The sequence below is a fragment of the Microbacterium sp. KRD172 genome, assembly GCF_017168295.1.
Classification (GTDB): Bacteria; Actinomycetota; Actinomycetes; order Actinomycetales; family Microbacteriaceae; genus Microbacterium; species Microbacterium profundi.
On sequence record NZ_JABFAS010000002.1, the window covers coordinates 2,808,799 to 2,833,129 of the forward strand.

General features: G+C 66.0%; 18 protein-coding genes, 1 tRNA gene and 1 pseudogene. 11 read left to right on the forward strand and 9 right to left on the reverse strand.

Annotated elements, in window-relative coordinates:
• Window positions 1-64: 64 nt before the first annotated feature.
• From J1M43_RS13905 to J1M43_RS13920, 6 genes and pseudogenes are all read left to right on the forward strand, one after another.
• Window positions 65-137, forward strand: a tRNA-Arg gene (locus J1M43_RS13905).
• A gap of 715 nt (window positions 138-852) precedes the next feature.
• Window positions 853-2,402, forward strand: a pseudogene (locus J1M43_RS17205) (DEAD/DEAH box helicase family protein); the annotation flags it as partial.
• A 39-nt stretch (window positions 2,403-2,441) separates the two neighbouring features.
• On the forward strand, window positions 2,442-3,068 hold the full coding sequence (locus tag J1M43_RS17210; protein ID WP_374058531.1) for a DEAD/DEAH box helicase: 627 nt from the start codon (window positions 2,442-2,444) through the stop codon (window positions 3,066-3,068).
• A 97-nt stretch (window positions 3,069-3,165) separates the two neighbouring features.
• Entirely contained in the window at window positions 3,166-3,513 is a 348-nt protein-coding gene (locus J1M43_RS16825; protein WP_241245240.1) for an RNA-binding domain-containing protein, read from the forward strand.
• 552 nt (window positions 3,514-4,065) lie between these two features.
• Complete coding sequence (locus J1M43_RS16830; protein ID WP_307823475.1) at window positions 4,066-4,962, forward strand: DUF5635 domain-containing protein; 897 nt, start codon at window positions 4,066-4,068, stop codon at window positions 4,960-4,962.
• 575 nt (window positions 4,963-5,537) lie between these two features.
• On the forward strand, window positions 5,538-7,028 hold the full coding sequence (locus J1M43_RS13920) for an L-serine ammonia-lyase, iron-sulfur-dependent, subunit alpha (protein ID WP_206477056.1): 1,491 nt from the start codon (window positions 5,538-5,540) through the stop codon (window positions 7,026-7,028).
• A 1-nt stretch (window position 7,029) separates the two neighbouring features.
• Here J1M43_RS13920 and hrpB read toward each other — a convergent pair whose 3' ends face one another.
• A complete protein-coding gene (hrpB, locus tag J1M43_RS13925) occupies window positions 7,030-9,591 on the reverse strand; it encodes an ATP-dependent helicase HrpB (RefSeq protein WP_206477057.1) in 2,562 nt (853 codons plus the stop codon).
• A 51-nt stretch (window positions 9,592-9,642) separates the two neighbouring features.
• On the opposite strand from hrpB, the gene J1M43_RS13930 reads away from it, so the two are divergent.
• The 3 genes from J1M43_RS13930 (at window position 9,643) to J1M43_RS13940 (ending at window position 11,784) form a co-directional block, all read left to right on the forward strand.
• Window positions 9,643-10,230, forward strand: a complete 588-nt coding sequence (locus J1M43_RS13930; protein ID WP_206477058.1) for a TetR family transcriptional regulator — start codon at window positions 9,643-9,645, stop codon at window positions 10,228-10,230.
• Between the two features lie 61 nt (window positions 10,231-10,291).
• The gene (locus tag J1M43_RS13935) at window positions 10,292-11,053 is read left to right on the forward strand and encodes an ABC transporter ATP-binding protein (RefSeq protein ID WP_206477401.1); all 762 of its coding nucleotides are present in this window, start codon (window positions 10,292-10,294) and stop codon (window positions 11,051-11,053) included.
• Complete coding sequence (locus tag J1M43_RS13940; protein WP_033105169.1) at window positions 11,050-11,784, forward strand: ABC transporter permease; 735 nt, start codon at window positions 11,050-11,052, stop codon at window positions 11,782-11,784. The genes J1M43_RS13935 and J1M43_RS13940 overlap by 4 nt, the downstream gene beginning before the upstream one ends.
• Window positions 11,785-11,851: 67 nt before the next feature.
• Here the strand turns inward: J1M43_RS13940 and J1M43_RS13945 are convergent, their stop codons facing one another.
• Window positions 11,852-13,459, reverse strand: coding sequence for an SPFH domain-containing protein (locus tag J1M43_RS13945; protein ID WP_206477059.1), 1,608 nt, complete (start codon window positions 13,457-13,459; stop codon window positions 11,852-11,854).
• A 93-nt stretch (window positions 13,460-13,552) separates the two neighbouring features.
• Window positions 13,553-13,981 (reverse strand): MarR family winged helix-turn-helix transcriptional regulator, encoded by a 429-nt coding sequence (locus J1M43_RS13950; RefSeq protein WP_206477060.1) that lies wholly within the window; start codon window positions 13,979-13,981, stop codon window positions 13,553-13,555.
• 563 nt (window positions 13,982-14,544) lie between these two features.
• Here J1M43_RS13950 and istA point away from each other — a divergent pair.
• The gene (gene istA, locus J1M43_RS13955; protein WP_241245241.1) at window positions 14,545-16,140 is read left to right on the forward strand and encodes an IS21 family transposase; all 1,596 of its coding nucleotides are present in this window, start codon (window positions 14,545-14,547) and stop codon (window positions 16,138-16,140) included.
• On the forward strand, window positions 16,141-16,908 hold the full coding sequence (locus tag J1M43_RS13960; RefSeq protein ID WP_206477062.1) for an ATP-binding protein: 768 nt from the start codon (window positions 16,141-16,143) through the stop codon (window positions 16,906-16,908).
• 485 nt (window positions 16,909-17,393) lie between these two features.
• Here J1M43_RS13960 and J1M43_RS13965 read toward each other — a convergent pair whose 3' ends face one another.
• The 6 genes from J1M43_RS13965 to J1M43_RS13990 form a co-directional block, all read right to left on the reverse strand.
• A complete protein-coding gene (locus J1M43_RS13965; protein ID WP_374058532.1) occupies window positions 17,394-19,484 on the reverse strand; it encodes a heavy metal translocating P-type ATPase in 2,091 nt (696 codons plus the stop codon).
• Entirely contained in the window at window positions 19,481-19,816 is a 336-nt protein-coding gene (locus J1M43_RS13970; protein ID WP_206477063.1) for a helix-turn-helix transcriptional regulator, read from the reverse strand. The genes J1M43_RS13965 and J1M43_RS13970 overlap by 4 nt, the downstream gene beginning before the upstream one ends.
• A 191-nt stretch (window positions 19,817-20,007) precedes the next feature.
• Entirely contained in the window at window positions 20,008-20,658 is a 651-nt protein-coding gene (locus J1M43_RS13975; RefSeq protein WP_206477064.1) for a hypothetical protein, read from the reverse strand.
• Between the two features lie 315 nt (window positions 20,659-20,973).
• A complete protein-coding gene (locus tag J1M43_RS13980) occupies window positions 20,974-21,558 on the reverse strand; it encodes a hypothetical protein (protein WP_206477065.1) in 585 nt (194 codons plus the stop codon).
• On the reverse strand, window positions 21,558-22,133 hold the full coding sequence (locus J1M43_RS13985; RefSeq protein ID WP_206477066.1) for a helix-turn-helix transcriptional regulator: 576 nt from the start codon (window positions 22,131-22,133) through the stop codon (window positions 21,558-21,560). The genes J1M43_RS13980 and J1M43_RS13985 overlap by 1 nt, the downstream gene beginning before the upstream one ends.
• 504 nt (window positions 22,134-22,637) lie before the next feature.
• Entirely contained in the window at window positions 22,638-24,233 is a 1,596-nt protein-coding gene (locus J1M43_RS13990; RefSeq protein WP_206477067.1) for an isocitrate lyase, read from the reverse strand.
• Window positions 24,234-24,331: the final 98 nt, after the last annotated feature.

The following is a 24,331-nucleotide window of genomic DNA, read 5'->3' on the forward strand; positions in this document are numbered from 1 at the left end:
GCGTTGGGGTGCTTCGTCATGTATTCTTGCTGAGGCCCACTTCGAGAGATGTGGGCCGAGATATGCGCCCGTAGCTCAATGGATAGAGCATCTGACTACGGATCAGAAGGTTAGGGGTTCGAGTCCCTTCGGGCGCACACTGTGTTGAGACAGTAATCTACGAAAACCCGCGGATTTCCGCGGGTTTTCGTGTTTCCGGGAGGTACCGGGTTCGTTCTGATTCCGCTGACGCGCCGTCTGATCGAGAGTCAGAAAGATTCGATGGAGTGGCGCGATATTCCGCGGAATCACGCGAGTCATTGGTGGTGAGATCGCGCTCGGCGTCGACCACATGTGTGCACGCATGTGTGCACCGGGTCCGGCGCGATTCTGTGTCCTACGATCGTCTCCACGACCTGACGGCAGACGAGCCGGCTGGCGACCGCAAGGGCGGTCGAGCTCATCCGAAGCGCCCCTGTAAGGGCGCGAACTCGAAATCGCCCGACCGGGGTTGATCCAAGCGGTCGCGAGGTGTGAACAAACGGGGTTGGCCCCATTGACACCCACGGGCGGCTCGCGAAGGCGAGTTCGAGTTCGGGGCACCAGCCTGCCTTAAGCCGTCCACACGCTGCGGCGGTCTGCGTCGGCACGCCTGCCGAGGCATCGCGCAACTCGTGTGGTGGCGTACCGAGATACGGTCGAGGAGTGGATGGTAGCGGCCGGCTGGCAGAGGCGCGGGAGCGTGTTCGTCAGCTCGAACAGGAACTCGCGGTCGCGCGTCGCGCCCTCGAGGAGATCGAGCAGGAGGCCGTGCCGCGAACTGAGTCTGCAGCGCTCGGACTCCGCGACGCGGTTAACGAGCGGGTGACTGCGGTGACGGCTGCATCCTCGCCCGAGCAGAAGCTTGCCTTGTTTCGCGCCCGATTCGCCGGTCGCACCGACGCCTACGCGCTGCCGTGGGTGAGTCGTCGCACTGGTAAGAAGGGTTGGAGCCCGGCCGTGCGGGGCGGGTTCTTCACCGACGCGACGGCTGATGGTGACTTGCTCCCGTTGACGGATGCGGTTCTTGAGCAGCATCTTCGCGGCGGGCGGACAGGTGATCGTGAGTTTCACGTCGGTCTATACCGCTCCTGCCGGACGACCATTGTCGACTTCTCGTGTGCGACTTCGATGATGGCGGCTGGCGACAGGATGCCCGGGCGTATGCCGCCGCGTGCAAAAAGGCTCGGATCGGTGCCCTTGCCGAGATCTCGCGCTCGGGGGAGGGCGCGCATGTCTGGGTCTTCTTCGAAGCAGCGGTGCCCGCCGCGACCGCGCGGGCGATGGGAGCGGCGATGCTGCGCGCGGCGATGGCAGAGCAAACGTCGATGCCGATGTCGAGCTACGACCGGTTCTTTCCTTCCCAGGACACCCTTCCGGCGCGCTCTCCTGGACGCCTGCGTCTCGGAAACCTCATCGCACTTCCGCTCCAGGGCGACTCTCGCCGCCGAGGGACGACGGTGTTTGCCGACCCTGAGACCTGGGAGCCATTCGCGGATCAGTTCGCTGCGCTCGCTGCTGTCAGCCCTGTGCCGGCCGAGCGGGTGGGTGAGTTCGCGACCAACTCGAGTCGATTGTCTGCCGGGCCGCGGGAGTCGCTTGCGACGAGGCCTCGCCGGGCGGCGGTCAAGGCTGAGGCTGCCCGCATCGCGGGACGACGGATCGTGGTGCGTCGCGATGCGGTCGTGCATATTCCTGTGGAGGGTCTTCCCGGCTTGGTGATCACCGAGCTCAAGCACGCAGCATCCGTCTCGAATCCGGAGTTCTATCGTCGGCAGGCGCAGCGATTCAGCACGTTCGGCATCCCACGACTCGTCACATGCTTCGAGCATGATGAAGGCGAACTGCGCCTACCCCGCGGCCTGCTCGACGAGGTAACCAACGTGCTCGCGGATGCTGGTTTCCAGGTCGAGGTGTCGGTCGACGTGGCGGCGCGCACATCTATCGATGTGGTGTTCACGGGCGAACTGCATGATCACCAGCGGGACGCGGTTACGGCCCTGCGGCGTCACAACACAGGAGTGCTGGTCGCCCCGCCAGGTTCGGGCAAGACCGTGATCGCATGTGCGCTGATAGCCGAACGCGCGACACCGACCGCGATTCTCGTCAACCGTGCCGAGCTGCTCCAGCAATGGCGAACGCGACTGACTCAGTTTCTCTCCATCACCGACAAGGAGATCGGGCAATTGGGTAACGGGCGCCGTAAGCGTCGGGGGATCGTCGACGTCATCATGATGCAGTCGATCGCCCACCGTAGCGGGGACCCGACGGTGCTCGAAGAGTATGGGCAGGTCATCGTCGACGAGTGCCATGCGGTCGCCGCGCCTGCCGTCGAGGCTGCCATCCGTGCGGTGAGTGTGCGGCAGTGGGTTGGTCTCACGGCGACTCCCTATCGTGCCGACCAGATGGACGGGCTCATCACGATGCAGTGCGGACCGATCCGGCACACCATAACGGCAGCACCCGCTGAGGCGCGCAGTTTCATCGTGCACGAGACCGCGTTCACCACCGAAGAAGTTGGAGCAGATGGACCCTCGATTCAGGCGATCTATTCCGAACTTGCGCTCGACGAGGTCCGCAATGCGCTTATCGTCGAGCACGTCGTCCGTGCAGCGGAGGAAGGCCGTCGGTCGTTGGTGCTGACGAACCGGCTCGACCACCTCGATGTGCTTGCTGAAGGGATCGCTTCGCGCACCGAGGTCCCGGTGCTGTCCGGTCGGCTGAGTGCCGCGGAGCGGCGGACACTGCGTGACCGGCTCGCATCCTTGGACGCGGCGCGTGAGCCGTTCGTACTCGTCGCGATCGACAAGATCGCCGGCGAGGGGATCGACCTGCCATCTCTGAATGCCTTGTTCCTCGCGGTGCCGGTCTCATTCAAGGGTCGCATCATCCAGCAGGTCGGTCGGGTTACGCGCGGCGTCGACGCGGATGTAGCCGCCGTTGTTCACGACTTCCGCGACGCTGCCGTACCGATACTGGAGCGGATGCACAATCGTCGTCGGCGCGTGGTGGCGAAGGAAGGATTCTCGGTCGTGAACGACTCAGGCTGAGAGGAAAAGTCCCCCGACGCGCGCTCGGTTCGAATGGATAGCGAATCGCCATGCCGCGAGGCACTTTCTCTTTAGGGGTATGCGTAAACTGAAAGCCATGTCTGAGTCGAGCGATCTGGTTCCCTTTCAGCCGGGCACGGAACTGCTCGCCGATCGCGCCCGCGCGGAAGACGCGGTCGAGCGATGCCTCGCGCAGATCCGCACGGGGGCGCTGCCCGACGACGTAGAACGCCAGCGCGTCGATATCAAAGAAGAGGCAGGGCGCCGCGGGTCCGGCGGTCGGCTGTTGCCGGGGAACCGCGAGAATACGAAGGCGGCCGACCATCTCGCCGACGAGATTGCCGCGATGGCAAACACTCCAGGCGGCGGGGCGCTTATCGTCGGGATCGAAGACAAAGCGGGCGATCTGCTCGGTACGGAATTGGATGCGGAGTGGCTGCGATAGCAGATCTACCGTCGGATCGACATCGCCCCTGATGTCATCGAACGCGTCGAACAGGGCATCCGACTGCTGGTTCTCTATGTACCCGAGGCGCGGGAACCGGTCGAGGACACCAGCGACAGGCTCCGATGGCGCGTCGGGCCAGCATCAGTGCCGATCGACCGTGGTCAATGGTGGTTGCATCGTCAGGGGCGAGCGGGGTGGGACCCGATGTCGCGACCCAGCTCGCTGACCACCCATCACGTAACTCCGGGCGCGATCGCGGTCGCGCGAGGCTACCTGGGGCGGCGGGACCTCAAGGATGCCAGCGCGACAGACATCGCGGATGCTTCGACCGAAGACATGCTCCGCCAGCTCGGCCTCTTGACCGTCGAGGGTTTCCTCACGGAAGCTGGCGCATTGTTGTTCTGCGCTGCACCGCGTCCCTGGCTGAGCTGGACTCGACTTGATGTCGAAGGTGGGGATGTGCTCGCGCGCGAGGAGAGCTTTCAGGGAGTGAGTCTGCTCGAACAGGTCGCGCGGGTCGAGGCACTGATGGATGCTGCCAACGATCGGGTGACGATCGCGGGAGAGTTCGCTGAGCGGGTTGTCAGGCTCATTCCGACCCGCGCAGCACGTGAGGCAATTCTCAATGGGATCGTGCATCGGGACTGGAACCAGCACGCACCGACAACAGTCACATGGGTTGAGGAGGATTACTCCCTCACCGTGGTCTCGCCGGGCGGGTTCCTCGGCGGGGTCACAGCTGACAACCTCCTTACACAACGGTTCAGCCGGTCGCCGGCGCTTGCGGACGCTGCACTTGCCCTCGGGCTTGTTGACAAGCAGGGAATCGGTGTCGACCGCATGTATCGCGAGATGGTGGCGCTCGGCCACCAGCCGCCGAGGATCATTGAGGACTCTGGCCCTCGGGTGCGTGCCAGGCTCGTCGGCGGCGCGCCGGTGGTGCCCATCATGCGGCTGACAACACGCCTCCAACCCGCAGCGCGACAACGTGACGTTCAGGTCGCTCTCGTCATCCACGCACTCCTCCACAACCCCTTTACAACAGCGACGGAGATGGCCACGCTCCTTCAGCGGTCGGCGAGCGAAGCCGCCGAAGCGCTCGAAACAACGGCCATGTGTGTGCTCGATGCACAGCCGATCATTGAATCCCACAAGGACGTGTGGGTTCTGTCGGCGATGTCACGCAAGGCCGTGCTCAGCGGAGTCGCCGATGCAGCCGGACTAAAACGGCGCGGAGTGCTCTGGTACGTGGGACCGAGCGCCGACGATGCTCGAACTATCGTGCGTCGCTGGCTCGACCACCACGATCGCATCACGTCGGGGGACTTCGCAGTGCTGACAGGAATGACACCCCAAGGCGCGCGCGGGGCGCTGGAGAGGCTGGAGGGCGATCTGCTGGCCCGGGGCGACGCCGCGGGCCGCAACGCGCACTTCGTGTTGAGGTAGTAGCACTCTGCGAGGAGAGAGTGCGCTGCTGAACGAACGCGATCTTCTGCCCACTTCGATCCGGCGTCGGTCCGTCGTCATGGCAACACCGTGGCAACAACTGAATCAAATCGAGGCCGATCCGGCTGATCGAATCGGAACCCTGACCTGATCGAATCCGCGTGGAACCGGGGTGCCTGATCGAGGTAGCTGGCGGCCTTTGTGGGTTCAAATCCCACCGACAGCGAGCATCGCGGAAGAGGGGGCGTGGAGTTGAGCGCTGGCAACCGATGTGGAAAGGCGCTGATCGGCAAGGCCATGGTTTACGACCTCGAGCAGTTGATCGAGGCTGACGTGACAGAAGTCCTCGTTACGGATGTCGTGGAGGAGCTGAACTTCGCGGGTCGCTGGAACCGATCCATTACCGGTGGACCCACACGCCGCCAGGCAGCAGCGTGCCGATCGGGAACTCACCATCGACGATCCGGTGTGCGAGCCGGTCGGCGACGCGGCGGTAGAGCGGCACGTCGGAGGTCATGTCATCAGTCTGGCGCAGAGCGCGGCGAGGGGCGGCTTGCGGGGCGTAGCCTGGACATGTGACTGCGTACGTCTCGGCTTTCGACTTCTTCTCCATCGGGGTGGGGCCGTCGAGCTCGCACACCGTCGGACCGATGCGCGCGGCGCTGGACTTCGCCCGACGCCTGAGCTCTGGTGGTTCGCTCGGCGAGGTGAGACGGGTGACGTGCACCCTGTACGGCTCTCTCGGAGCGACCGGCATCGGGCACGGCACACCGGATGCTGTCGTCGCAGGCCTGCGCGGACTCGCCCCCGAGACCTGCACCCCCGCCGAGGTGCGCTCGGCTTGGACGGACCTTCCCGCCGGCGCGGCGCTGCTCATCGATGGGACCCACGCGGTCGCGTTCGAGAAGGACGACATCCAGTTCGCTCCGCGCACGCGGCTGCCGGGGCATCCGAATGCCATGACGCTCACTGCGCTCGGGATCGACGGGAACGCTCTCGCTGAACAGACGTACTACTCGGTCGGCGGCGGCTTCATCCGGCGTGAGGGAGAAGACGCGCAGGTCGCCGCCGGATCCCTGCCGTTCGGCTACACCGACGCGGCCTCGCTGCTCGCACTCTGCGATGAGCACGGCTTCTCGATCGCCGATGTCGCGCGGGAGAACGAACTCGCGATGCGCTCGGAAGAAGAGCTCGCCGCAGGCCTCGACGCCATCTGGGACGCGATGGCCGGATGCGTGGACGCCGGCCTGCACGCGGACGGTGTGCTCCCAGGCATCCTCAAGGTCAAGCGTCGCGCGGGAATGATCCGCGAGCAGCTCGAGAGCGTTGAAACCGAAGGCGGACGCGAGATCCCCGGCGAATGGCTCGGCGCGTTCGCGCTCGCGGTCAACGAGGAGAACGCCGCGGGCGGCAGGGTCGTCACCGCGCCGACGAACGGTGCCGCCGGCATCCTCCCCGCCGTCGCGATGTACTGGTGGCGGTTCCTCGCCGACTCCGGGCTCGGCTCCGGCAACGCGGTCACGCCCTACGGCGAACTGGTCGGCAGTGCGCTTCTCGGGTTCGGCGGTGAACCGGCGAGAGTCGCGGATGATGACGACCCAGAGCTCGTCGCCGAGGCGAACCGTCGCCGCGGCATCCGTCGGTTCCTCCTCACCGCCACGGCCCTCGGCTCGCTCTTCAAAGCCAATGCGTCGATCTCGGGCGCGGAGGGCGGCTGCCAGGCCGAGGTCGGCTCCGCCTGTGCAATGGCAGCGGGCGGGCTGACCGCGGTGATGGGCGGCACCAACCGGCAGATCGAGAACGCCGCCGAGATCGCCATGGAGCACCACCTCGGCCTCACCTGCGACCCGATCGGCGGGCTCGTGCAGATCCCGTGCATCGAGCGCAACGCGATCGCCGCATCCACGGCCGTCACAGCGGCGCGACTCGCGCTGCGCGGTGACGGACAGCACTACGTGTCGCTGGATGCCGTCGTCGAGACGATGCGTCAGACCGGCGCCGACATGTCGACGAAGTACAAGGAGACCAGCGAGGGCGGTCTCGCGGTCAACGTCATCGAGTGCTGAGTCACCGGTTCTCCGCGGCGCGGCGCTTCGTGTGCCGGGTCGGGACGGCCGACCATGGGTCCTCGGGCCATGGATGCTTCGGGTACCGGCCGCGCATCTCAGCACGCACCTGCGAGTAGGGACCGGCCCAGAACGACGCGAGGTCGTCGGTCACAGCGAGCGGGCGTCCGCCGGGGGAGAGCAGGTGGAACAGAACAGGCACCCGCCCTCCGACGAGGCGCGGGGTCTCCGCCCACCCGAAGCACTCCTGCAGCTTCACCGCCACGACGGGACGCGCCGACGGGTCGTCCATGGGTGCGTAGGTGATGCGGATCCGCGATCCGCTTGGTACCTCGAGCCGTTCGGGAACCAGCGCATCGAGGTCGACGGCCGCGGGCCACGGCAGCAGTCGCCGCAGCGCCGAGGTCAAGCCGATGCGAGAGGCCGGAGTGCCGGTCGCGAGCGTCGCCAGCTCCGGACCGAGCCAGGAATCGAGCGCACCGAGGAGCGCAGCATCCGACACGTCCGGCCATGGAACGCCGATCTCGCGGTGCAGCAGCGCGAGACGTCGCCGAAGCGCATCGGCCGAATCCGACCAGCTGAACACCCCGAGTCCCTGGTTCTCCAGCGCACGACGGACAGCATCCCGGCCACCCTCGCCGGCCTGAACCCGAACGGGGACGGACGACCGGACGATCGCGCCGATGCGACGCTCGCGCCGGGCGACGACGCGCCCGTCCGTGAACTGCGCTTCGACGCGGTCGGTGACCAGATGGGTCGCCGCCTGTTCCGCTTCGTGCTCCGAGATGGCCGCTGCCGAGCGGATGACCGCTCCAGTGCCGGCAGCCGCTCGGCCCTGTGCGCGAGCGACGTCGGCCACCGCCAGCCATTCGGCGCCGGCGAGCGGGCCGGTCAATCCCGCGCGGGTGCCGGATGCGAGCAGGAAGGTCGCCCCGTTCGCCGAATGATCGACGCGGCGGGCGATCCGCTCGGGGAAGGCGAGCGCGATGACGAGTCCGGTCAGGTCCGCGTCTGCGCGTCTCGCGCGCCCGTCGTCGGTGAACTGCATGAGGCGGCGCACCTCCTGCTCCCAGCGACGCGCGTCGGTGCTTCTTCTGTTCCGCAGCGCGGTGAGAGCAGTCGCGACATCTCCGTCGGCGACACGGAGTTCGCCTCCGATCAGCGCGACGACCTCGGCCGCCGCGCGTGCACCGACCCGTGTGCTGCCGTCACGGAGCGCGCGAGCGAGGCGGGGGTCGACCGGGATGCGGGCGAGGCGTCGCCCCTCATCGGTCGCGCGTCCGTCCGAATCGATCGCGCCCAGACCGCGCAGCACGGTCGTCGCGTCGTTCAGGCTGTCGCTCGGGAGCGGATCGACCAATCGGAGCCCCGCTCCGCCTGGGGCGCCCCAGCAGGCGAGGAGCAGCGCGGCGTCGGTGAGATCCGTCGTGGCGATCTCGGGAGCCGGCCGCGCGGGTGCCGCGGCGAATGTCCGCTCGTCGACGCAGCGCACCACGACGCCCGGTCCTTCGCGCGTCGCGCGACCAGCGCGCTGAGTCGCAGAGGCGCGGGATGCCGGACCGGTGACGAGGCCGCTCATGCCACGGGCCGCATCCCGCTGCGGGGCCCGGGACAGGCAGGTGTCGACGACGAGACGCACGCCGGGAACCGTGAGCGACGATTCTGCGAGGGAGGTGGTGACGATGATCCGCGCCGCGTCACCTGCGCGGCGGCCGCCGATCACGGCATCCTGCTCGGCGGCGGGGATCTGGCCGTGCAGCTCTCGGACATCGAACTCGGGCGCGAGGTCTCGGATGCGGCGTGCGATCTCTGCGACCTCGCGCGCACCGGGCGCGAATACGAGCGCGTCCGCGGTCGGGATGCTGCGCGCCATGCCCCGATGCGCGTCGACCGCGGTGCGTGCGACGTGATCGAAGAAGGCCCAGGTGACGCCGCGCTCGTCCAATCGAGGCGAAGGGCTCGGCGCCCAGCGCACGTCGAGCGCGTGCGCCGGCACCGTCTGGGTCACGATCGGAGTGGGGGCGGCATCCGTGCCGAGAACAGTCGCGAACCGATCGGCGTCTAGCGTCGCCGACATCGCGATCAGCACGAGATCATCGCGCAGCTCGCGCACCTCGCCCAGCAGACCGATCAGCAGATCCGTCTCCAGCGCGCGTTCGTGCACCTCGTCGATCACGACCGCGCCGATGCCTTCGAGGCCCGGGTCATCGAGCAGTCGGCGCAGCAGCACGCCGGCGGTGACGAACTCGATCATCGCCGACGACTGCACCTGGCGCTCGCCGCGGACGGTGAACCCGACACGGGAGCCGAGGGGCGATCCGTCCAGGTGCGCGAGGCGTCGGGCGGCAGCGCGGGCGGCCACACGGCGAGGCTGTGTCACGATCACGCGACCCCGAACGCGACCGGCGATGATCGGTGGGACGAGCGTCGTCTTGCCTGTGCCCGGCGGCGAGCTGACCACGACGGAGGCGCTGCGGTCGAGCGCCGCGCTCAGGTCATCCACTGCAGAGGCGAACGCGAGTCCGCGACCGATCTTCGACAGGTCGAACGGAGCAATGGTCACCCCTCCAGTCTCTCGCGTCCGGCGCACGACTCGGCGCGTAGGCTGAGCGGCATGGCCACGGTGAGGCGGCGCGGGCGTCCGCGCGGAGAGACGGATTCGCGCGAACGGATCATCTCGGCCGCCGTTGACGAGTTCGGTGAGCACGGCTACGACGGATCGACGATCCGCGCGATCGCGACCAGGGCCGGGGTCGACAGTGCTCTGGTGCACCACTACTTCGGGACCAAGGCCGATCTGTTCGCCGCGGCCATGGGCATGCCGATCCGGCTCGACGTCGCGATCCCGGAGATCCTCGCAGGCCCGCGTGACGAGGTCGGCGAGCGCGTCGTGCGGTTCGTGCTGCAGGCGTTCGAGCAGCCGGATGTGCGCCGCCGCGGCGTCGCACTCATGCGCGCCGCGATCGGCAGCAAGCTCACGACTCCGGTGCTGGCCGGATTCCTCTCGCGCGAACTGCTCGGCCGCATCGCACGCGCGCTCGACACCGACGATGCGGCGCTGCGTTCGACGCTCGCGGCGTCGCAGATCGCCGGTCTTCTCATGGCGCGCTACGTCCTCAGACTGCCGCCGATCGCCGATGCCGGGGTCGACGAACTCGTGACGCGCATCGGCCCCACGGTACAGAGATACCTGTTCGACTGAACGCTGTTCGCATCGCGGGGCCTTGACGCCACTGCATCCGGAGCGCACAATTCATCACATGATGAATAACTCGAGTGTGGAGGTCGCGCAGCTGCGCGTGCGACGCGGGAAGGTACGCGTATTCGACGGCGTCGACGTGGTTATCCCGCGCGGGCAGATCACCGGTCTGCTCGGTCCTTCCGGTTGCGGCAAGACCACACTGATGCGCTCGCTCGTCGGTGTGCAGCGCGTCGAGTCTGGCACCGTGACCGTGCTCGGCGAGCCGGCCGGATCGCGCGTGCTGCGGCATCGCGTCGCCTACGGCACGCAGGACGCGTCGGCGTACGACGACCTGACCATCCGGCAGAACCTGCGCTACGTCGCGACTCTGCTCGGCGCTCCGCGTGACGCCGTCGACCGGGTGATCGCCGACGTCGGGCTGGCGGCGCAGGCCGACCAGCTCGTGTCGTCGCTGAGCGGCGGAGAGGGCAGTCGTGTCTCGCTCGCGATGGCACTGGTCGGATCTCCGGAGCTCGTCGTGCTCGACGAGCCGACCGTGGGTCTCGATCCGGTGCTGCGTGCCGAGCTGTGGAGCCGATTCCGCGGCCTCGCGGAGCAGGGCGTGACGCTACTGGTGTCGAGCCACGTCATGGATGAGGCGCTGCGCTGCGACCGGCTGCTCCTCATGCGGGCGGGCAGGATCATCGCCGACACGACGCCGAAGGGGCTGCTCGCCGACACTGGGGCGGAAGACCCGGATGCCGCGTTCCTCGCCCTCATCGAACGGGATCAGCAGCAGCATCTGGACACACGCAGGTCGCGCCGAGAGGAGACGGGAGAATGAACGTCATCAGGCTCTTCGCGACCGCGGGTCGCGTGCTCTCCCAGCTGCGGCACGACCCCCGCTCGATCGCGCTGATGCTGATCGCCCCGAGCCTGCTGGTCGGCCTGTTCGCGTGGCTGTTCAGCGATCAGGAGGGCGTGTTCGACCAGTTCGGCGGCCCGATACTCGCGCTGTTCCCGTTCATCGTGATGTTCCTGATCACATCGATCACGACGTTGCGCGAGCGCCGTTCGGGAACGTTGGAGCGGCTGATGACGACGCCCTTGGCGAAGAGCGACTTCATCCTCGGCTACGCGCTGGCGTTCGGGCTGATGGCGCTGCTGCAGGCTGTGATCACCGTCTCGTTCGCGGTGTTCGTCTGCGGACTCGAGACCGACGGACCGCTGTGGCAACTCGGGCTCGTCGCCGTCGTCGACGCGCTGTTGGGCACCGCGCTCGGACTGCTCGCGAGTGCCTTCGCCCAGACCGAGTTCCAGGCGGTGCAGTTCATGCCGTTGCTCGTGTTCCCGCAGATCATCCTCGGCGGGCTGTTCATGCCGCGCGATCAGATGCCCGACGTGCTGCACGCGATCTCGGACTGGCTGCCGCTGAGCTACGCGATCGACACGATCAACGCCGTCTCCGCGGGGGAAGAAGGGTGGGATGTGTTCGGCCCGCTGCTGATCGTGGTCGCATTCATGCTGGGAGCGCTGGTGCTGGCATCGCTCACTCTGCGACGGCGCACCCCATAGGAGCGAAAGATGAAGAGCGGATGCCGCGGCCGATGTGGCGCGCGGCATCCGCTCTTGGCACTTCTGGTTATTCGGCCGACGCCGGCGGGGGCGGGGGAGCGGCAACCGACTCGGCCGCCTTCGCCTTCGGCTTCTTCGTGGCAGCAGGCGCCTGAGCGCTCGCCATGCTCTCCCCGATGCCGCGGCCGACGGCCTGGCCCTGGATGATGGCGGCGAGGTCGAGGCCGGTAGCTGAGCTGACGCTGTCGAACACCGACTTGAGCGCCTTCGCGCTGTCGGCGCCGACGACGCCCGAGGCGCCGTCCTCGCCGGAGCTGCCGATGATCGACACGCTTCCGATCGTGGCGTAGCCCTTCGAGAACTCGGCCATGATCGTCGGCAGCACGTCGAGCACGCGCTGGGAGAGGAACGCCTCCTGGTTCGAGGCGATGGCCTTCGCCTCAGCCTCTAGGGCCGCGGCACGGGCGTCACCTTCGGCGCGGATGGCGTCTGCCTCGGCATTGGCGCGCAGGCGACGGGCTTCGGCTTCTGCTTCGGCCTGAGCGCGCAGGGCGTCGGCGTCACCGGTCGCCTTCGCGACGGCAGCAGCTGCCTCACCGTCGGCGCGAGCGCGGTCGGCCTGCGCCTGCTGCTCGGCGATGCGGGTGCGGGCCTCTGCCTGCTTGACCTGCTCGATCGCGCCGGCCTCTGCGGCCCGTTCACGCGTGTAGAGCTCGGCCTGGGCGCGGGTCTCTGCCTCGTAGCGCTGAGCGTCGGCGACGCGCTTGACGTCGGCATCCAGCTGCGCCTGACGGTTCTCGGCCTGCTGCTGCAGCACGGCCTGCTGCGCCTGCTCGCGGGCGAGGTTCTCTGCCTGCTCCGCCTCGGCGCGAGCTCGACCGATACCGGCGTTGGAGTTGGCCGTGTTCGTGTCGAGAGCGGTCTGCTCGATCAGGTTGGCTTCCTGGTTGGCGATGTTCTTCTGGTTGATCGCTCGGTCGGCGTTGGTCTGCGAGATCTCGGCGGACTGGCGCTTCGCCTGGATCTCGGGGGCGCCGAGTGACTGGATGTAGCCGACCTTGTCGGTGATGCCCTTGATCTGGAAGGAATCGAGGATCAGCCCCTGCTCGGCCAAGTCCTGTGAGACATCGGCGGCGATCTGGTCGGAGAATTTCTTGCGGTCGCGCATCAGCTCGACGACCGAGAGCGTGGCGACGATGCCTCGGAGCGCACCTTCGAGCTGCTCGGTGGTGAACTGCTCGATCGCGGCATCCTGCGAGGCGAATCGTTCGGCGGCACGGCGGACGTACAGAGGATCGGAGCCGATCTTCACGATCGCGACGCCGTCGACGTTCAGGGTGACGCTGTCCAGGGACTGCGCTTCGGCGTTCAGGGAGACCTGTCGCGAGCGCAGCGAGATGATCTCGTGGCGCTGCGTGATCGGGTTGACGAGCGACTTGCCGTTCACGATGACCGTGACGGGCGAGTCGACGCTCTCTGAGCTGCTCGTGCCGTCCGCGTTCACGATGGCGCGCTGCACCTTCTGCTTACGGCCCGAGATGACGAGCGCCTCGTCAGCGCGGGCGACCTTGATCCAGCTGCGCGCGAACAGCAGCACGATCAGACCGACCACGATCAGTACGACGACGGCGATGCCGACGAGAATCAGAATGCCGACAGCTCCGGCGATCTCCATAAAAATTCCCTCCCTGCCCCCCGCTTCTGCGAAGACTGCTTCTGCTTCGACTATGTCAGAGATCTCCGCGTCGCCGATGGGGAGGAATGCCCGTCAGCCGCCGCGGAGTTTCTCCGTGAGCGCGTGCAGGGTGCGCAGTTCGTCGTCGTCGAGCTTCGACATGCGCTGAGCGATCGAGCGTCCGTGGACCGTCGCGACAGCCCGGAACGCACGGGCGCCGTCCTCGGTCGCGCTGATCAGTGCACCACGCCCGTCTTCAGGATCGGGGCACTTCTGGATCAGTTCGCGCGAGACCATGCGGTCGACGAGCCTGGAGACGCTCGGCTGGCTGATCAGCATGTTCGAGGTGACGTCGCGAAGCCTGGCGGTCATCTCGGGCGAGCGGACGACGGTGAGCAGCACGTCGTACTCGGCCTGCGTGATCGCGGTGCCGTCGAAGTCGGTGGCCATGGCCATGAAGAGCTCGTGCTGGGCACGGAAAAGACTCTCCCAGGTCTCGAGCGCGAGCTTGCGATCCGTCATGAATATAGATTAGTAGGAACGGTGAAGGGCCGGTCGGAGAGGCTCCCGACCGGCCCTTGTCCCTTGCACCAAGAGTGTCCTGCAATCACATGCGGTGTATGCCACAGCAAACATTCACCGTGTGATCACTGTATAACGGGGCGGTAACGAATGCAACGGTTTGGTCACGGAAAGTTCTGAGAGTCGCAGTTTGTGCTTTCTCACGAAACCTGTTGGATTCTCACGAAAGTGGGGGAGCGTCTCACGGAACCTGCCGGATTCTCACGAAAGCTGTCGCGCACTGGTCGACGGCGAAGCCGGCACGATCGTTTGCCGCTATCTGGTTCGCACAGCCCGGAAACAGTTTCGAGACACGTGCGCCGCAACGAGCTTTCGGCAGGCGTGTTCTGGCGCGTAGCTCTTTCGGGAAGCGGTAGTCCGCGTATCGGGAAGCGTGGTTCCGGCGACCGGAAAGCGCTGCGGTCTCGTGCTGTGATCTGCTGATGGTCGCCGTAGCGACTGCTGCGGCGACCGATTCAGTTACGAGAGGGGTGGTCGTGTTGGCCACGGACTACCGGAAGATCATGAGCCTGCTGTTAGAGCGGCGCAGCTATCGAGAGATCGAGGCGATGGCCGGCTGCTCGCAGAAGAGCGTTGCGGCGGCGAAGAAGCAACTCGTCGGCAGGAGCATCACCGTCGACGGCTTGGCTCAGTTGACCGATGCGGACCTCGCCGAGATGTTCCCTGATGGGCGCTCACGGGTGCGTTCGGAGTACCTCGAGCCCGATCTTGGGAAGGTCGTGGCGTCGTTCAAGAAGAACCGGCATTACACGCTGCTGCAGGGGTGGCGCACCTACACGGGGAGATCGTCGGAGCTTCGCAAGTATGGGTACTCGCAGTACTGCGCCCTGTTCAGCGAGTACGTGCAGAAGCATGATCTGACTGCGGTGCTGAAACACGAGCCGGGCAAGACGATGTTCATCGATTGGGCGGGCGACACGATCGACCTTGTCGACGCCGTCACCGGCGAGGTGACGAAGGCGTACTTGTTTGTGACGGTGCTGCCGTACTCGGGGTGCTTGTGGTGTCGGGCATTCACCGACATGCGGATGCCGTCCTGGATCGCCGGCCACGTGGGGGCGTTCGAGTTCTATGGTGGGGTGCCGCAGCTGTTAATCCCGGATAACGCTTTGACCGCGACCAGGCGACGCGAGCGAGGGGATGCGTCGCGGTGGGTGACCGACCGGTATCAGCAGCTTGCTGACCATTACCGCGCTTCGGTGCTGCCGACCAAGGTTCGGTCCCCGAAGCAGAAGGCTGCGGTGGAATCCGGGGTGAACGTGGTCAACAAGCGCGTGATCGGGTATCTCTCCGAGGACGTGTGGACCACGCTCGATGATCTGAACGAGGCCATCGCAGAGCGGGTGCACGAGGTCAACCACGGCATCCGCCGCGTGGACGGGACGACCCGGTGGGAGAGGTTCACCGAGGAAGAAGCGATGCTGTTGGGCCCGTTGCCTGCCGATGGGTTCACCGAGGTCGAGTGGAAGGAGGCGAAGGTCGCCCGCAACTCGCATGTCACCTGCGACTACCAGCACTACTCGGTTCCTCACGAGCACGCGGGCAGGCTCCTGCGAGTCCGACTCACTGGCAGCCGGGTCACGGTGTTCGACGGGCAGGAGATCGTGTGCGAACACGGCCGCCTCACCGGCAGGAAGGGCCAGTATTCGACCGAGGCCGCGCACCTGCCGGTCCAATACCGGAATGTCGACGGGCTCTGGTCGCGGCAATGGTTCCTCCAGCGGGCGCAGGCGTTCGGCCCGGCGACAGTCCAAGTGATCGAACAGCTCATCGACCGCCGTCAGGTGGAGGCGCAGGGTTTCCTGGACTGCCAGAACATTCTCGAGACCCTCGGCAAACGGAATAAGCAGCGCCTCGAGGCGGCCTGCCAACAGCTCGTGAATGCTGGGTCGGCCCCCTCATACACCGGGTTGAAGCGGCTGATGGCGGGGATCGACTCCGATCAGAAGAAGCCCACCACGATCAGGCCTGCCGCGTCGAGCCGGAAACCGAGGTTCGAAGCCACCGAGGACGGCGAGACGCCTGCCGAGCCGCCGTCGGGCGCGTATGTCCGCGGCGCTGACTACTACCGCCGCCTCGAGCAAGAGCGGGGGCGATGAGTGTTCACCACAGACGACTACGACAAGTTCCGCGAGCTGCGCGTCACCCATCTCGCAGCCCGGTTCGAAGACCTCATCGCTGATGAGGCCAACGATGGTTTCACCCCGGAGCAGCTGTTCCTCACCGCCACGGCTGACGCGCTCGAACTCAGACGCGAGCACCGGATCAGTGGGCTGATCAAGAAGGCCGGGTTCCCCCTGCCCGCAGCATCGGTCGCGGAGATCGACTACCGAGAAGGGCGCGGCATCACGAAAGTCAGAATGCAACGCTACGCCGCCCACGACTGGGGCACCGAAACGCTCAACGTGATCGTCACCTCCCCCTCCGGCGGCGGGAAGACCTACCTCATCTGCGCGCTCGGCATCGCCGCCTGCCAGAACGGGCACACGGTCGCCTACACGCGAATGGACGACCTCGCCAGGGCGCTCGTCATCGCCCGCGGGGACAGCATCAAACACCAAGCCATGCTGAACGAGTACTCAGCGGTCAGCCTGCTCCTTATCGATGACTTCATGACCGTCGGCATCGACCCCGACGCGGCCGCTGACCTGTTCACGATTCTCGCGAACCGGGAGCACCGGGCAGCGACTGTGATCGCGTCCCAATCGGGGCCGGACTACTGGGTGGACGTGCTGCCCGACAAAGTCGCCGCGGACTCGATCGTGAACCGGCTCGTCAACCACGCCAAGAAGATCACCCTCGGCGATGTCGACATGCGGCGCGAGCTCAGCGAGCAAGCCCGCCAAGCGAAGGACTACTGGGAGTAGTGCATCGGCGGCCGGTGAGCCTGCCCCTCCGCAGCGCTTTCCGGTCGCCGGAACCCTGCCTCCCGATACGTGGACTCCCGCTTTCCAAAACCACTATGCGCCATGTTCGGCGAGAGCCGAGAGGATCGGCCTTCTTCTTTAGCGGCCTGTCGCCCGAACAGGAGCGTCGGTCAGATCGCTGAGCTGGGTGAGCTCGAGCTTTTCGCCGTTGAGGAAGAAGGTCGGTGTGCCGCTGATGCCGAGGTACTGTCCGTCGTTGAAGTCGGCCTCGGCTGCCAGGGCGGCGTCGAGGATATGCGAGTCCGCGCGGGTGCCGGGCAGTGCTCCCTCAGCGCTCGGGAGAATCGGGGCGGGTCATCATGACGACGATGAGCGCCACGATCGGGAGGACGATGAGGACGCCACCGGTGATGAGAGTGACTTTGACAGGAGCCTTCATGGAAGGCTCCTGATCGGTGGCGTGCGTGTCGCCGAGGTGGGATGGTTCAGACGCGGGCGGGTTCGGGCGTCGCGGCAAGGGCGCGCAGAGGGGCTGGGCGCCGCGCGGCACGCACACCGTTGAGGATCACGAACACTTCTGCGATCTCGTGTACGAGGACGACTCCGGCGAGTCCGAGTACGCCGAAGAGGGCGAGCGGGAAGAGTACGACGATGATCGCGAGGGCGAGCAAGATGTTCGCGGTCATGATTCGGCGTCCGCGACGGGCGTGGGCGAGGGCACCAGGGATCAGTCGCAGATCGTTTCCGGTGAAGGCGACGTCGGCGGACTCGATGGCGGCGGCTGATCCCTTCAGTCCCATAGCGATTCCCACGGTCGCGGTTGCCAGGGCCGGGGCGTCGTTGATGCCGTCACCGACCATGGCTGTGGGACGGGTCGCGGCAAGTGCCTCGATGACGGAGGCCTTGTCTGCGGGGAGCTGTTCCGCGCGCACATCCGTGATGCCGGCTTGGGTTGCGATGGCGCGGGCGGTGCGTTCGTTGTCGCCGGTGAGCATGGTGACATCGATACCGGCATCCTGGAGCAGCCGCACGGTTTCGGCGGATTCGGGGCGCAGCTCGTCGCGGATGCCGATCAGTCCCGCGATCATTCCATCGGTTTCGACGACGACAACGGTCATGCCCGCTTCGGCCATCTCGTCGGCTGCGGCGCTGAGTGCGCCCGGGGTAAGCCAGCGCACGTTCCCGACCCTCACCACCCTCCCCTCGACACGGCCGGTGATTCCATGACCGGCCGCTTCGATCACATCCGTGGCCGGAAGGCTTCGTGGCGCAGCCGCCGTGAGCGCGGCGGCCAGGGGGTGACTGCTCGTCTTCTCGACCGCGCCCGCCCATGACAACAGGTCTTCGCGGGAGATACCGACCGCAGGAAGCACGTCGACCACGGCGGGTTCGTTGCGGGTGAGGGTGCCGGTCTTGTCCAGCGCGACGGCCCGGATGGTGCCGAGCTGCTCGAACGCCTCACCGGATTTGATCACGACACCGAACTTCGATGCCGAGCCGATGGCACTGATCACCGTGACCGGCACCGCGATCGCCAGTGCGCAGGGAGACGCGGCGACCAGCACGACGAGCGCGCGCTCGATCCATGTCGACGGATCCCCAACGACGAAACCGAACACGACGACGAGAGCCGCAGCGATCAGGACCACGGGCACGAGAGGACGGGCGATCCGGTCGGCGAGGCGCGCCCGGTCGCCCTTGCGGGCGTGGGCCTGCTCCACGAGCGAGACGATCTGCGTCAGCGAGTTGTCGCGTCCATCCGCGGTCGCCTCGATCCGCAGCGTCGACGATCCGTTCACCGAACCTGCCGCGACCACGTCGCCGGGTTGCACGTCCACGGGAATCGACTCGCCCGTGATCGCTGACGTATCGAGGCTCGAGCGTCCGTCCACGATGACACCGTCGGTGGCGACGCGCTCCCCCGCACCGACGATCAGGATGTCGAGTTCCCGGACGTCCGCTGCGGGGATCGTCGTGTCGCCAGCGAGGCGTGAAACACGAACGGCGTCGGGGATCAGCGACAACAGGGAGCGCAGTCCTTCCTTCGCCCGATCCATCGCCCGGTCCTCCAGCGCCTCGGCCAAGGAGAACAAGAACGCCAATGTTGCGGCTTCTCCGACATGCCCGAGCAGGACCGCGCCGATCGCTGCGATGGTCATCAGCAGTCCGACGCCGAGCCCGCCGCGGATGACGCGGCGGATGGCACCCGGAACGAATGTGTAGGCGCCGGCAAGAAGCGCAGCCCACTGCAACACCAGCGCGGGGATCCCCACGCCCGCCCACTCGAACGCGTACCCGGCGACGAGGAACAGTCCAGACAAGGTTGACGGCAGCAGAGCGACGTCACGCCACCAAGCGGGCCGCAGCTCGCTCTCTTCTCCGCCCACACTGTTTCGAGATGGCAACGCCGGGCCGCAGCACGCGTCCCCGTCGTCATGAGGTGCAAGTGCTTCACACTCTCTGGCGGTGTCGGGTGCACAGCACGAGTCTCCCGCCGCGTGAGGGCGCTTCAGCTCGACCCGCTGAATGGTGCGTGCCTTGCGGGGCTCGTCGGGGCCGCAGCACTCTTCACTCATGCGCAGCACTCGCACTTCTCGTCCACGCATGGCGCGCCCTCATCAATGGCGACAACGGCATCCAGCATGTGCCGCAAACCCGCCGCCAGGTGCGGATCAGCGATCTCATAGCGCGTACGACGCCCCTCCGGCGTTGCGACGACCAGACCACAGCCGCGAAGACACGTCAGGTGGTTGGAGACGTTCGAGCGTGTGAGGTCGAGATCGCGGGAGAGCTCCGCGGGATACCCTGGCTCATCCAAAAGCGCGAGCAGAATTCTGGACCGCGACGGATCAGCCATCGCCCGCCCCAAACGGTTCATCACATCAAGACGAGAAGCAATAGTCAGCACAAACCGACTATACAGGGAGCACTGACCTATTGGTTACCGTGACGGATCGGATGGTCGCGGCGCAGACGCAGCGCAACCCACCACCCGCACCGGCGGCAGATGAAGACTCCGCCCTCGCCAAGAGCATGCAGCCTTCTTCGGGGCAAGGACCGCCCGCAGCCCATCGCTATGCAGCGGTAGCGATACGGCCGCTAGTCTTCCTCGGCGAACGTTGCCAGGTACTCGGTGCGTTCCAGCATTTCCGCGTGGAGTGTGTCGGTGGCTGTCTCGTATCCTTGGCAGCTTGCGGTCGTGTCGGGGGAGAGCTGGAGTTGGTACCTGATCTCCTGGGCCGAGGTCGTTGCTTCTGGTGTCTCGGGAGCCGTCATATAGTAGGCGGCTTCATAGCTGGACGCGTTCGCGATCGAGTCGAACATGCTTGACTGCGTCATGCTCGCGTCGCGGATGTTCTTCAGATGGACGATGAGACCTTCTGGCCAGGTGTAGTACGGGTCATCGAACAGCGCGATCTGCATGGAGTTCACCCGCAAGACTTCGATGGCGGCCACTTTCACGGCGGAGGCATCTGCTTCGCCGCTATTGAGATAGGTCTCCTCCTGCACGCTGAACGCCTCATTCATCTGCGCGATTACACCGTTGCGCTGGCAGACGATCCCGAGATACCTGTCGCTGGCCTCATCGGTGGTGAGGGTAACTGGGCCCGGATCGATTGTTGGCGTCGGCAACGGAGACGAAGTGGTGGCCGGTTCAGCTTTCACGGGTTGGCTAGGCGTGGTCGCGGCGCATCCGGCAAGCATGGCTACGGAGATGATGCCTAAAGCGGCGATCGAGGTAAGTCTCATTGGCTCAGCGTATCGGCGGTCATAGACACCACAGGCACGAGCGACACTCTCGGCGGCAGATGCACGGGCACGCGGACTCGAGTCCGCGTCGCGGGTCAGCAGACGGCGATGGCGGCGAGATTCACCGCCACCCGCGAATCTCTGTAAGCGGGAGCGGCTCAAACTCGAGCGTCGCCATGTCCGAGACGGTGAATTCGCCGACGATCAGATCAAGCATGGTGGTCTGCTCGAGCACTGGCGGGCGATCGGGTTCGTGACGATCCCTGGAACTGATTCGACGCCCGTACGAACGTCCGGGGCCAGTTCGCCGTGGCGTTAGAGATCAATGGGCCCGGGTGAGGGAACTTTCGCTGGAAGCCCGCCGTCGAGGATTCGCTGGACCATGCCAATCGCACGATCGGTGAGGCCGTCGCCCGGATAGAAGTCCTCGTAGTGCGACTCAGCGTCCTCCAGCGTGGTGACGCCGCAGAGAGCGAGCAACTGGCGAATGTCGTTCACGTCGCGTCCTGGCCGATTGGCGCGGAGCTTCATGGCGAGAAGCGCGTCCTTCGAGGCAACCTGGACGACTACGCCGTCGTGGTCATACATCGTCTCCCACTCGACGGCTCGCCGCCCGAGCGTTGGGACAGAATCAGCATGCTCCACTGCGAAGTTGAACCAGCCCGCGCTCCACCCTCGTCGATCTCCCACGCGCGAGGCCGCGGCGAGGACAGCCTCATCACTTCCGGGCTGGACGTGCAGTGAGTCGAGGTCCCCGGTGGTACGCCGGTCGAAGTATCTGATCGCAAGTGCAGCGCCGCCGACGAGGCGTATGCCCGCGACTTCGCCAGCCGCATGAAGTTCACCCACCAGTTCGCGAAGGCCGGTGATGATGTCGTCGCGATCGAGCGCATCTGCCATCAGACACTCGCCAGCGTGTCTCGCCAGACTAAGACGCCACGCTTGAGGAACTCTCCCGGTACATCTGCTGGCTCCGGGATCGGATCGGCAGGATCTACGTCGAGAGTGCGAGGCGCCCGGAGTCGCCTGTTCGGGGCGTCGACCCATGCGGGAGAAGGCAGTCCTTCTTCGCTGAGGCGAAGATCCACGAGTGCAGCAAGGGCAGCATCCCAGACGCGGTCACCCGTCGGCGCCGGCTCCGCGAGGCCGAGGACTCCTCGTACAAGGCCATGCTCGGAGGCGAGGTTGTCGCTCAGTTGGATGAGCTCACGAAGAGCGCTGTACTTGTCGCCTGCACGCAGGTATCTGCGGATCGCCGCCGCGATGGTCGCCGCGTCATCCCGCCTCGTGGGCGCGGAGTAGAGGCGATGGCCGGCGCCGCTGAGGAATCGTTCGATGGTGCTGAACTCAGCCTCGCGACCACCTTCAAACCGAGAGACCCGCCCCTGATCGACGTTGGTTCGTTGGGCTAGATCGCGCTGAGTGAGGCCACGGCTCTTTCGTGCAGCGTGCACGAGCACCGATGCATTGGTCATCTCGCCGCCTTCCAAAAAATGTTCTCAGAGCCATATTCTAATCGAATCTGTGGGCAGGGGAAAGAGCACTGCCGATGGCTGCTCATCAGCGCTTCAAGCTCGGCTGGTACCGTCGAGGCCATGTTCGTCGCCGGTATCGTCGCTGCTGCCATCGGAATCGTGCTTTTCCACACTGCTCTCGGAAGCACACTCCGAGCGAACCTGAATGCGACGATCCCCTTCGGCCGTAACCCAAAGGTGGTTCCCCGCGGATCGGTGGCGATGCGCGCCGCAGGTGCAGGTCTGATCGTTTTGGGAGCGGTGCTGGTCAGCACAGGTGGATGGCCGTGGACGATGATCGTCCTGCTTGTGGGCCCGGTTGTATCGGTGGTCGTCCTGGCGCTGCACAACTGGCGCGTCATGCGCCAGAAGCGTAGCCGCGCGTGGGCGACAGCGCCATCCTCTGATGGACCGTCACCCACGCGCGGCTCGTCTCTCAGGTCATGAGAGTTCGTGACCGAACGGTCAGCTGAACTGGTTCATGGTGTTGTCCTTGCCGCCGGCCTTCAGAGCGGCATCGCCGGCGAAGTACTCCTTGTGGTTGTCTCCGATGTCGCTTCCGGCCATGTTCTGGTGCTTGACGGTGGCGATGCCCTCACGGATCTCACGGCGCTGCACGCCCTGCACGTAGGCGAGCATGCCCTCGTCGCCGAAGTAGCCCTTGGCCAGGTCATCCGTCGACAGCGCAGCCGTGTGGTACGTCGGGAGCGTGATGAGGTGGTGGAAGATCCCAGCCTGCGCGGAACCATCGCGCTGGAAGTCGCGGATCATCTCATCGGCCAGTCGCCCGAGCTCGGTGCCGTCGTACTCGACACTCATGAGTGCGGCGCGATCGTATGTCGAGACGTCCTTGCCCTCGGCGGCGAACCGGTCGTACGCCTGCTGGCGGAAGTTGAGCGTCCAGTTGAAGGAAGGGCTGTTGTTGTAGACGAGCTTCGCGTTCGGGATGACCTTGCGCACCTCGTTCATCATGCCCGCGATCTGGGCGACGTGCGGCTTCTCGGTCTCGATCCACAGCAGGTCGGCCCCGTTCTGCAGCGACGTGATGCTGTCGAGCACGCAGCGCTCCTCTCCGGTTCCAGCCCGGAACTGGTACAGGTTGCTCGCGAGGCGCTTCGGGCGCAGCAGCTTGCCGTCGCGCTTGATGACGACATCACCGTCGCCCAGCTCGGCCGCGGAGATCTCTTCGACGTCGAGGAACGAGTTGTACTGGTCGCCGAGGTCTCCGGGGGCCTGCGAAACCGCGAGCTTCTGCGTGAGACCCGCGCCGAGCGAGTCGGTGCGCGCCACGATCACGCCGTTGTCGATCCCGAGCTCGAGGAAGGCGTAGCGCACGGCGGTGAGCTTCGCGATGAAGTCCTCGTGCGGCACCGTGACCTTGCCGTCCTGGTGACCGCACTGCTTCTCGTCGGAGACCTGGTTCTCGATCTGGATGGCGCAGGCACCCGCCTCGATCATCTTCTTGGCGAGAAGGTAGGTCGCCTCCGGATTGCCGAAGCCGGCGTCGATGTCGGCGATGATCGGCACGACGTGGGTCTCGTAGTTGTCGATCTGCGACTGGATGAACTCCTCCGTCGTCTCGTCGCCTGCCGCGCGGGCGTCGTCGAGCTCGGTGAACAGCAGGTCGAGCTCGCGGGCGTCGGCCTGGCGGAGGAAGGTGTACAGCTCCTCGATGAGCGCGGGCACGGAGGTCTTCTCGTGCATCGACTGATCGGGAAGGGGCCCGAACTCGGAACGGAGGGCCGCGACCATCCACCCGGACAGGTAGAGGTAGCGCTTGTTCGTGGTCTTCAGGTGCTTCTTGATCGAGATGAGCTTCTGCTGGCCGATGAAGCCGTGCCAGACGCCGAGCGACTGCGTGTAGAGCGAAGAGTCGGCGTCGTACTCGCCCATGTCGCGGCGCATGATGTCGGCCGTGTACTGGGCGATCTCGAGCCCGGTCCTGAACCTGTTCTGCGCCCGCATGCGGGCGACGGACTCGGGGTTGATGGCGTTCCAGCTGGAGCCGTTCTCGTCGGTGAGAGTGCGGATGGCGTCGATGTCGTCTTGGTACGCAGTCATTTCGATTCCTTTGCGGTGTGGGCTGTCAGGAACCACTCTGCGCCAAGAAATGTGCCTCTTCCCGCCATTGAGCTTGTGAAGACTCGCGAAAATTCTGT

Excerpts from the sequence above, each read along its gene's own strand:
- J1M43_RS17210 (WP_374058531.1), top strand. The coding sequence starts at position 2,442 with ATGCAGTGCGGACCGATCCGGCACACCATAACGGCAGCACCCGCTGAG.
- J1M43_RS16825 (WP_241245240.1), top strand. The coding sequence starts at position 3,166 with ATGTCTGAGTCGAGCGATCTGGTTCCCTTTCAGCCGGGCACGGAACTG.
- J1M43_RS13930 (WP_206477058.1), top strand. The coding sequence starts at position 9,643 with ATGGCCACGGTGAGGCGGCGCGGGCGTCCGCGCGGAGAGACGGATTCG.
- J1M43_RS13935 (WP_206477401.1), top strand. The coding sequence starts at position 10,292 with ATGAATAACTCGAGTGTGGAGGTCGCGCAGCTGCGCGTGCGACGCGGG.
- J1M43_RS13940 (WP_033105169.1), top strand. The coding sequence starts at position 11,050 with ATGAACGTCATCAGGCTCTTCGCGACCGCGGGTCGCGTGCTCTCCCAG.
- J1M43_RS13945 (WP_206477059.1), bottom strand. The coding sequence starts at position 13,459 with ATGGAGATCGCCGGAGCTGTCGGCATTCTGATTCTCGTCGGCATCGCC.
- J1M43_RS13950 (WP_206477060.1), bottom strand. The coding sequence starts at position 13,981 with ATGACGGATCGCAAGCTCGCGCTCGAGACCTGGGAGAGTCTTTTCCGT.
- istA (WP_241245241.1), top strand. The coding sequence starts at position 14,545 with ATGAGCCTGCTGTTAGAGCGGCGCAGCTATCGAGAGATCGAGGCGATG.
- J1M43_RS13965 (WP_374058532.1), bottom strand. The coding sequence starts at position 19,484 with ATGAGTGAAGAGTGCTGCGGCCCCGACGAGCCCCGCAAGGCACGCACC.
- J1M43_RS13975 (WP_206477064.1), bottom strand. The coding sequence starts at position 20,658 with ATGAGACTTACCTCGATCGCCGCTTTAGGCATCATCTCCGTAGCCATG.
- J1M43_RS13980 (WP_206477065.1), bottom strand. The coding sequence starts at position 21,558 with ATGGCAGATGCGCTCGATCGCGACGACATCATCACCGGCCTTCGCGAA.
- J1M43_RS13985 (WP_206477066.1), bottom strand. The coding sequence starts at position 22,133 with ATGACCAATGCATCGGTGCTCGTGCACGCTGCACGAAAGAGCCGTGGC.
- J1M43_RS13990 (WP_206477067.1), bottom strand. The coding sequence starts at position 24,233 with ATGACTGCGTACCAAGACGACATCGACGCCATCCGCACTCTCACCGAC.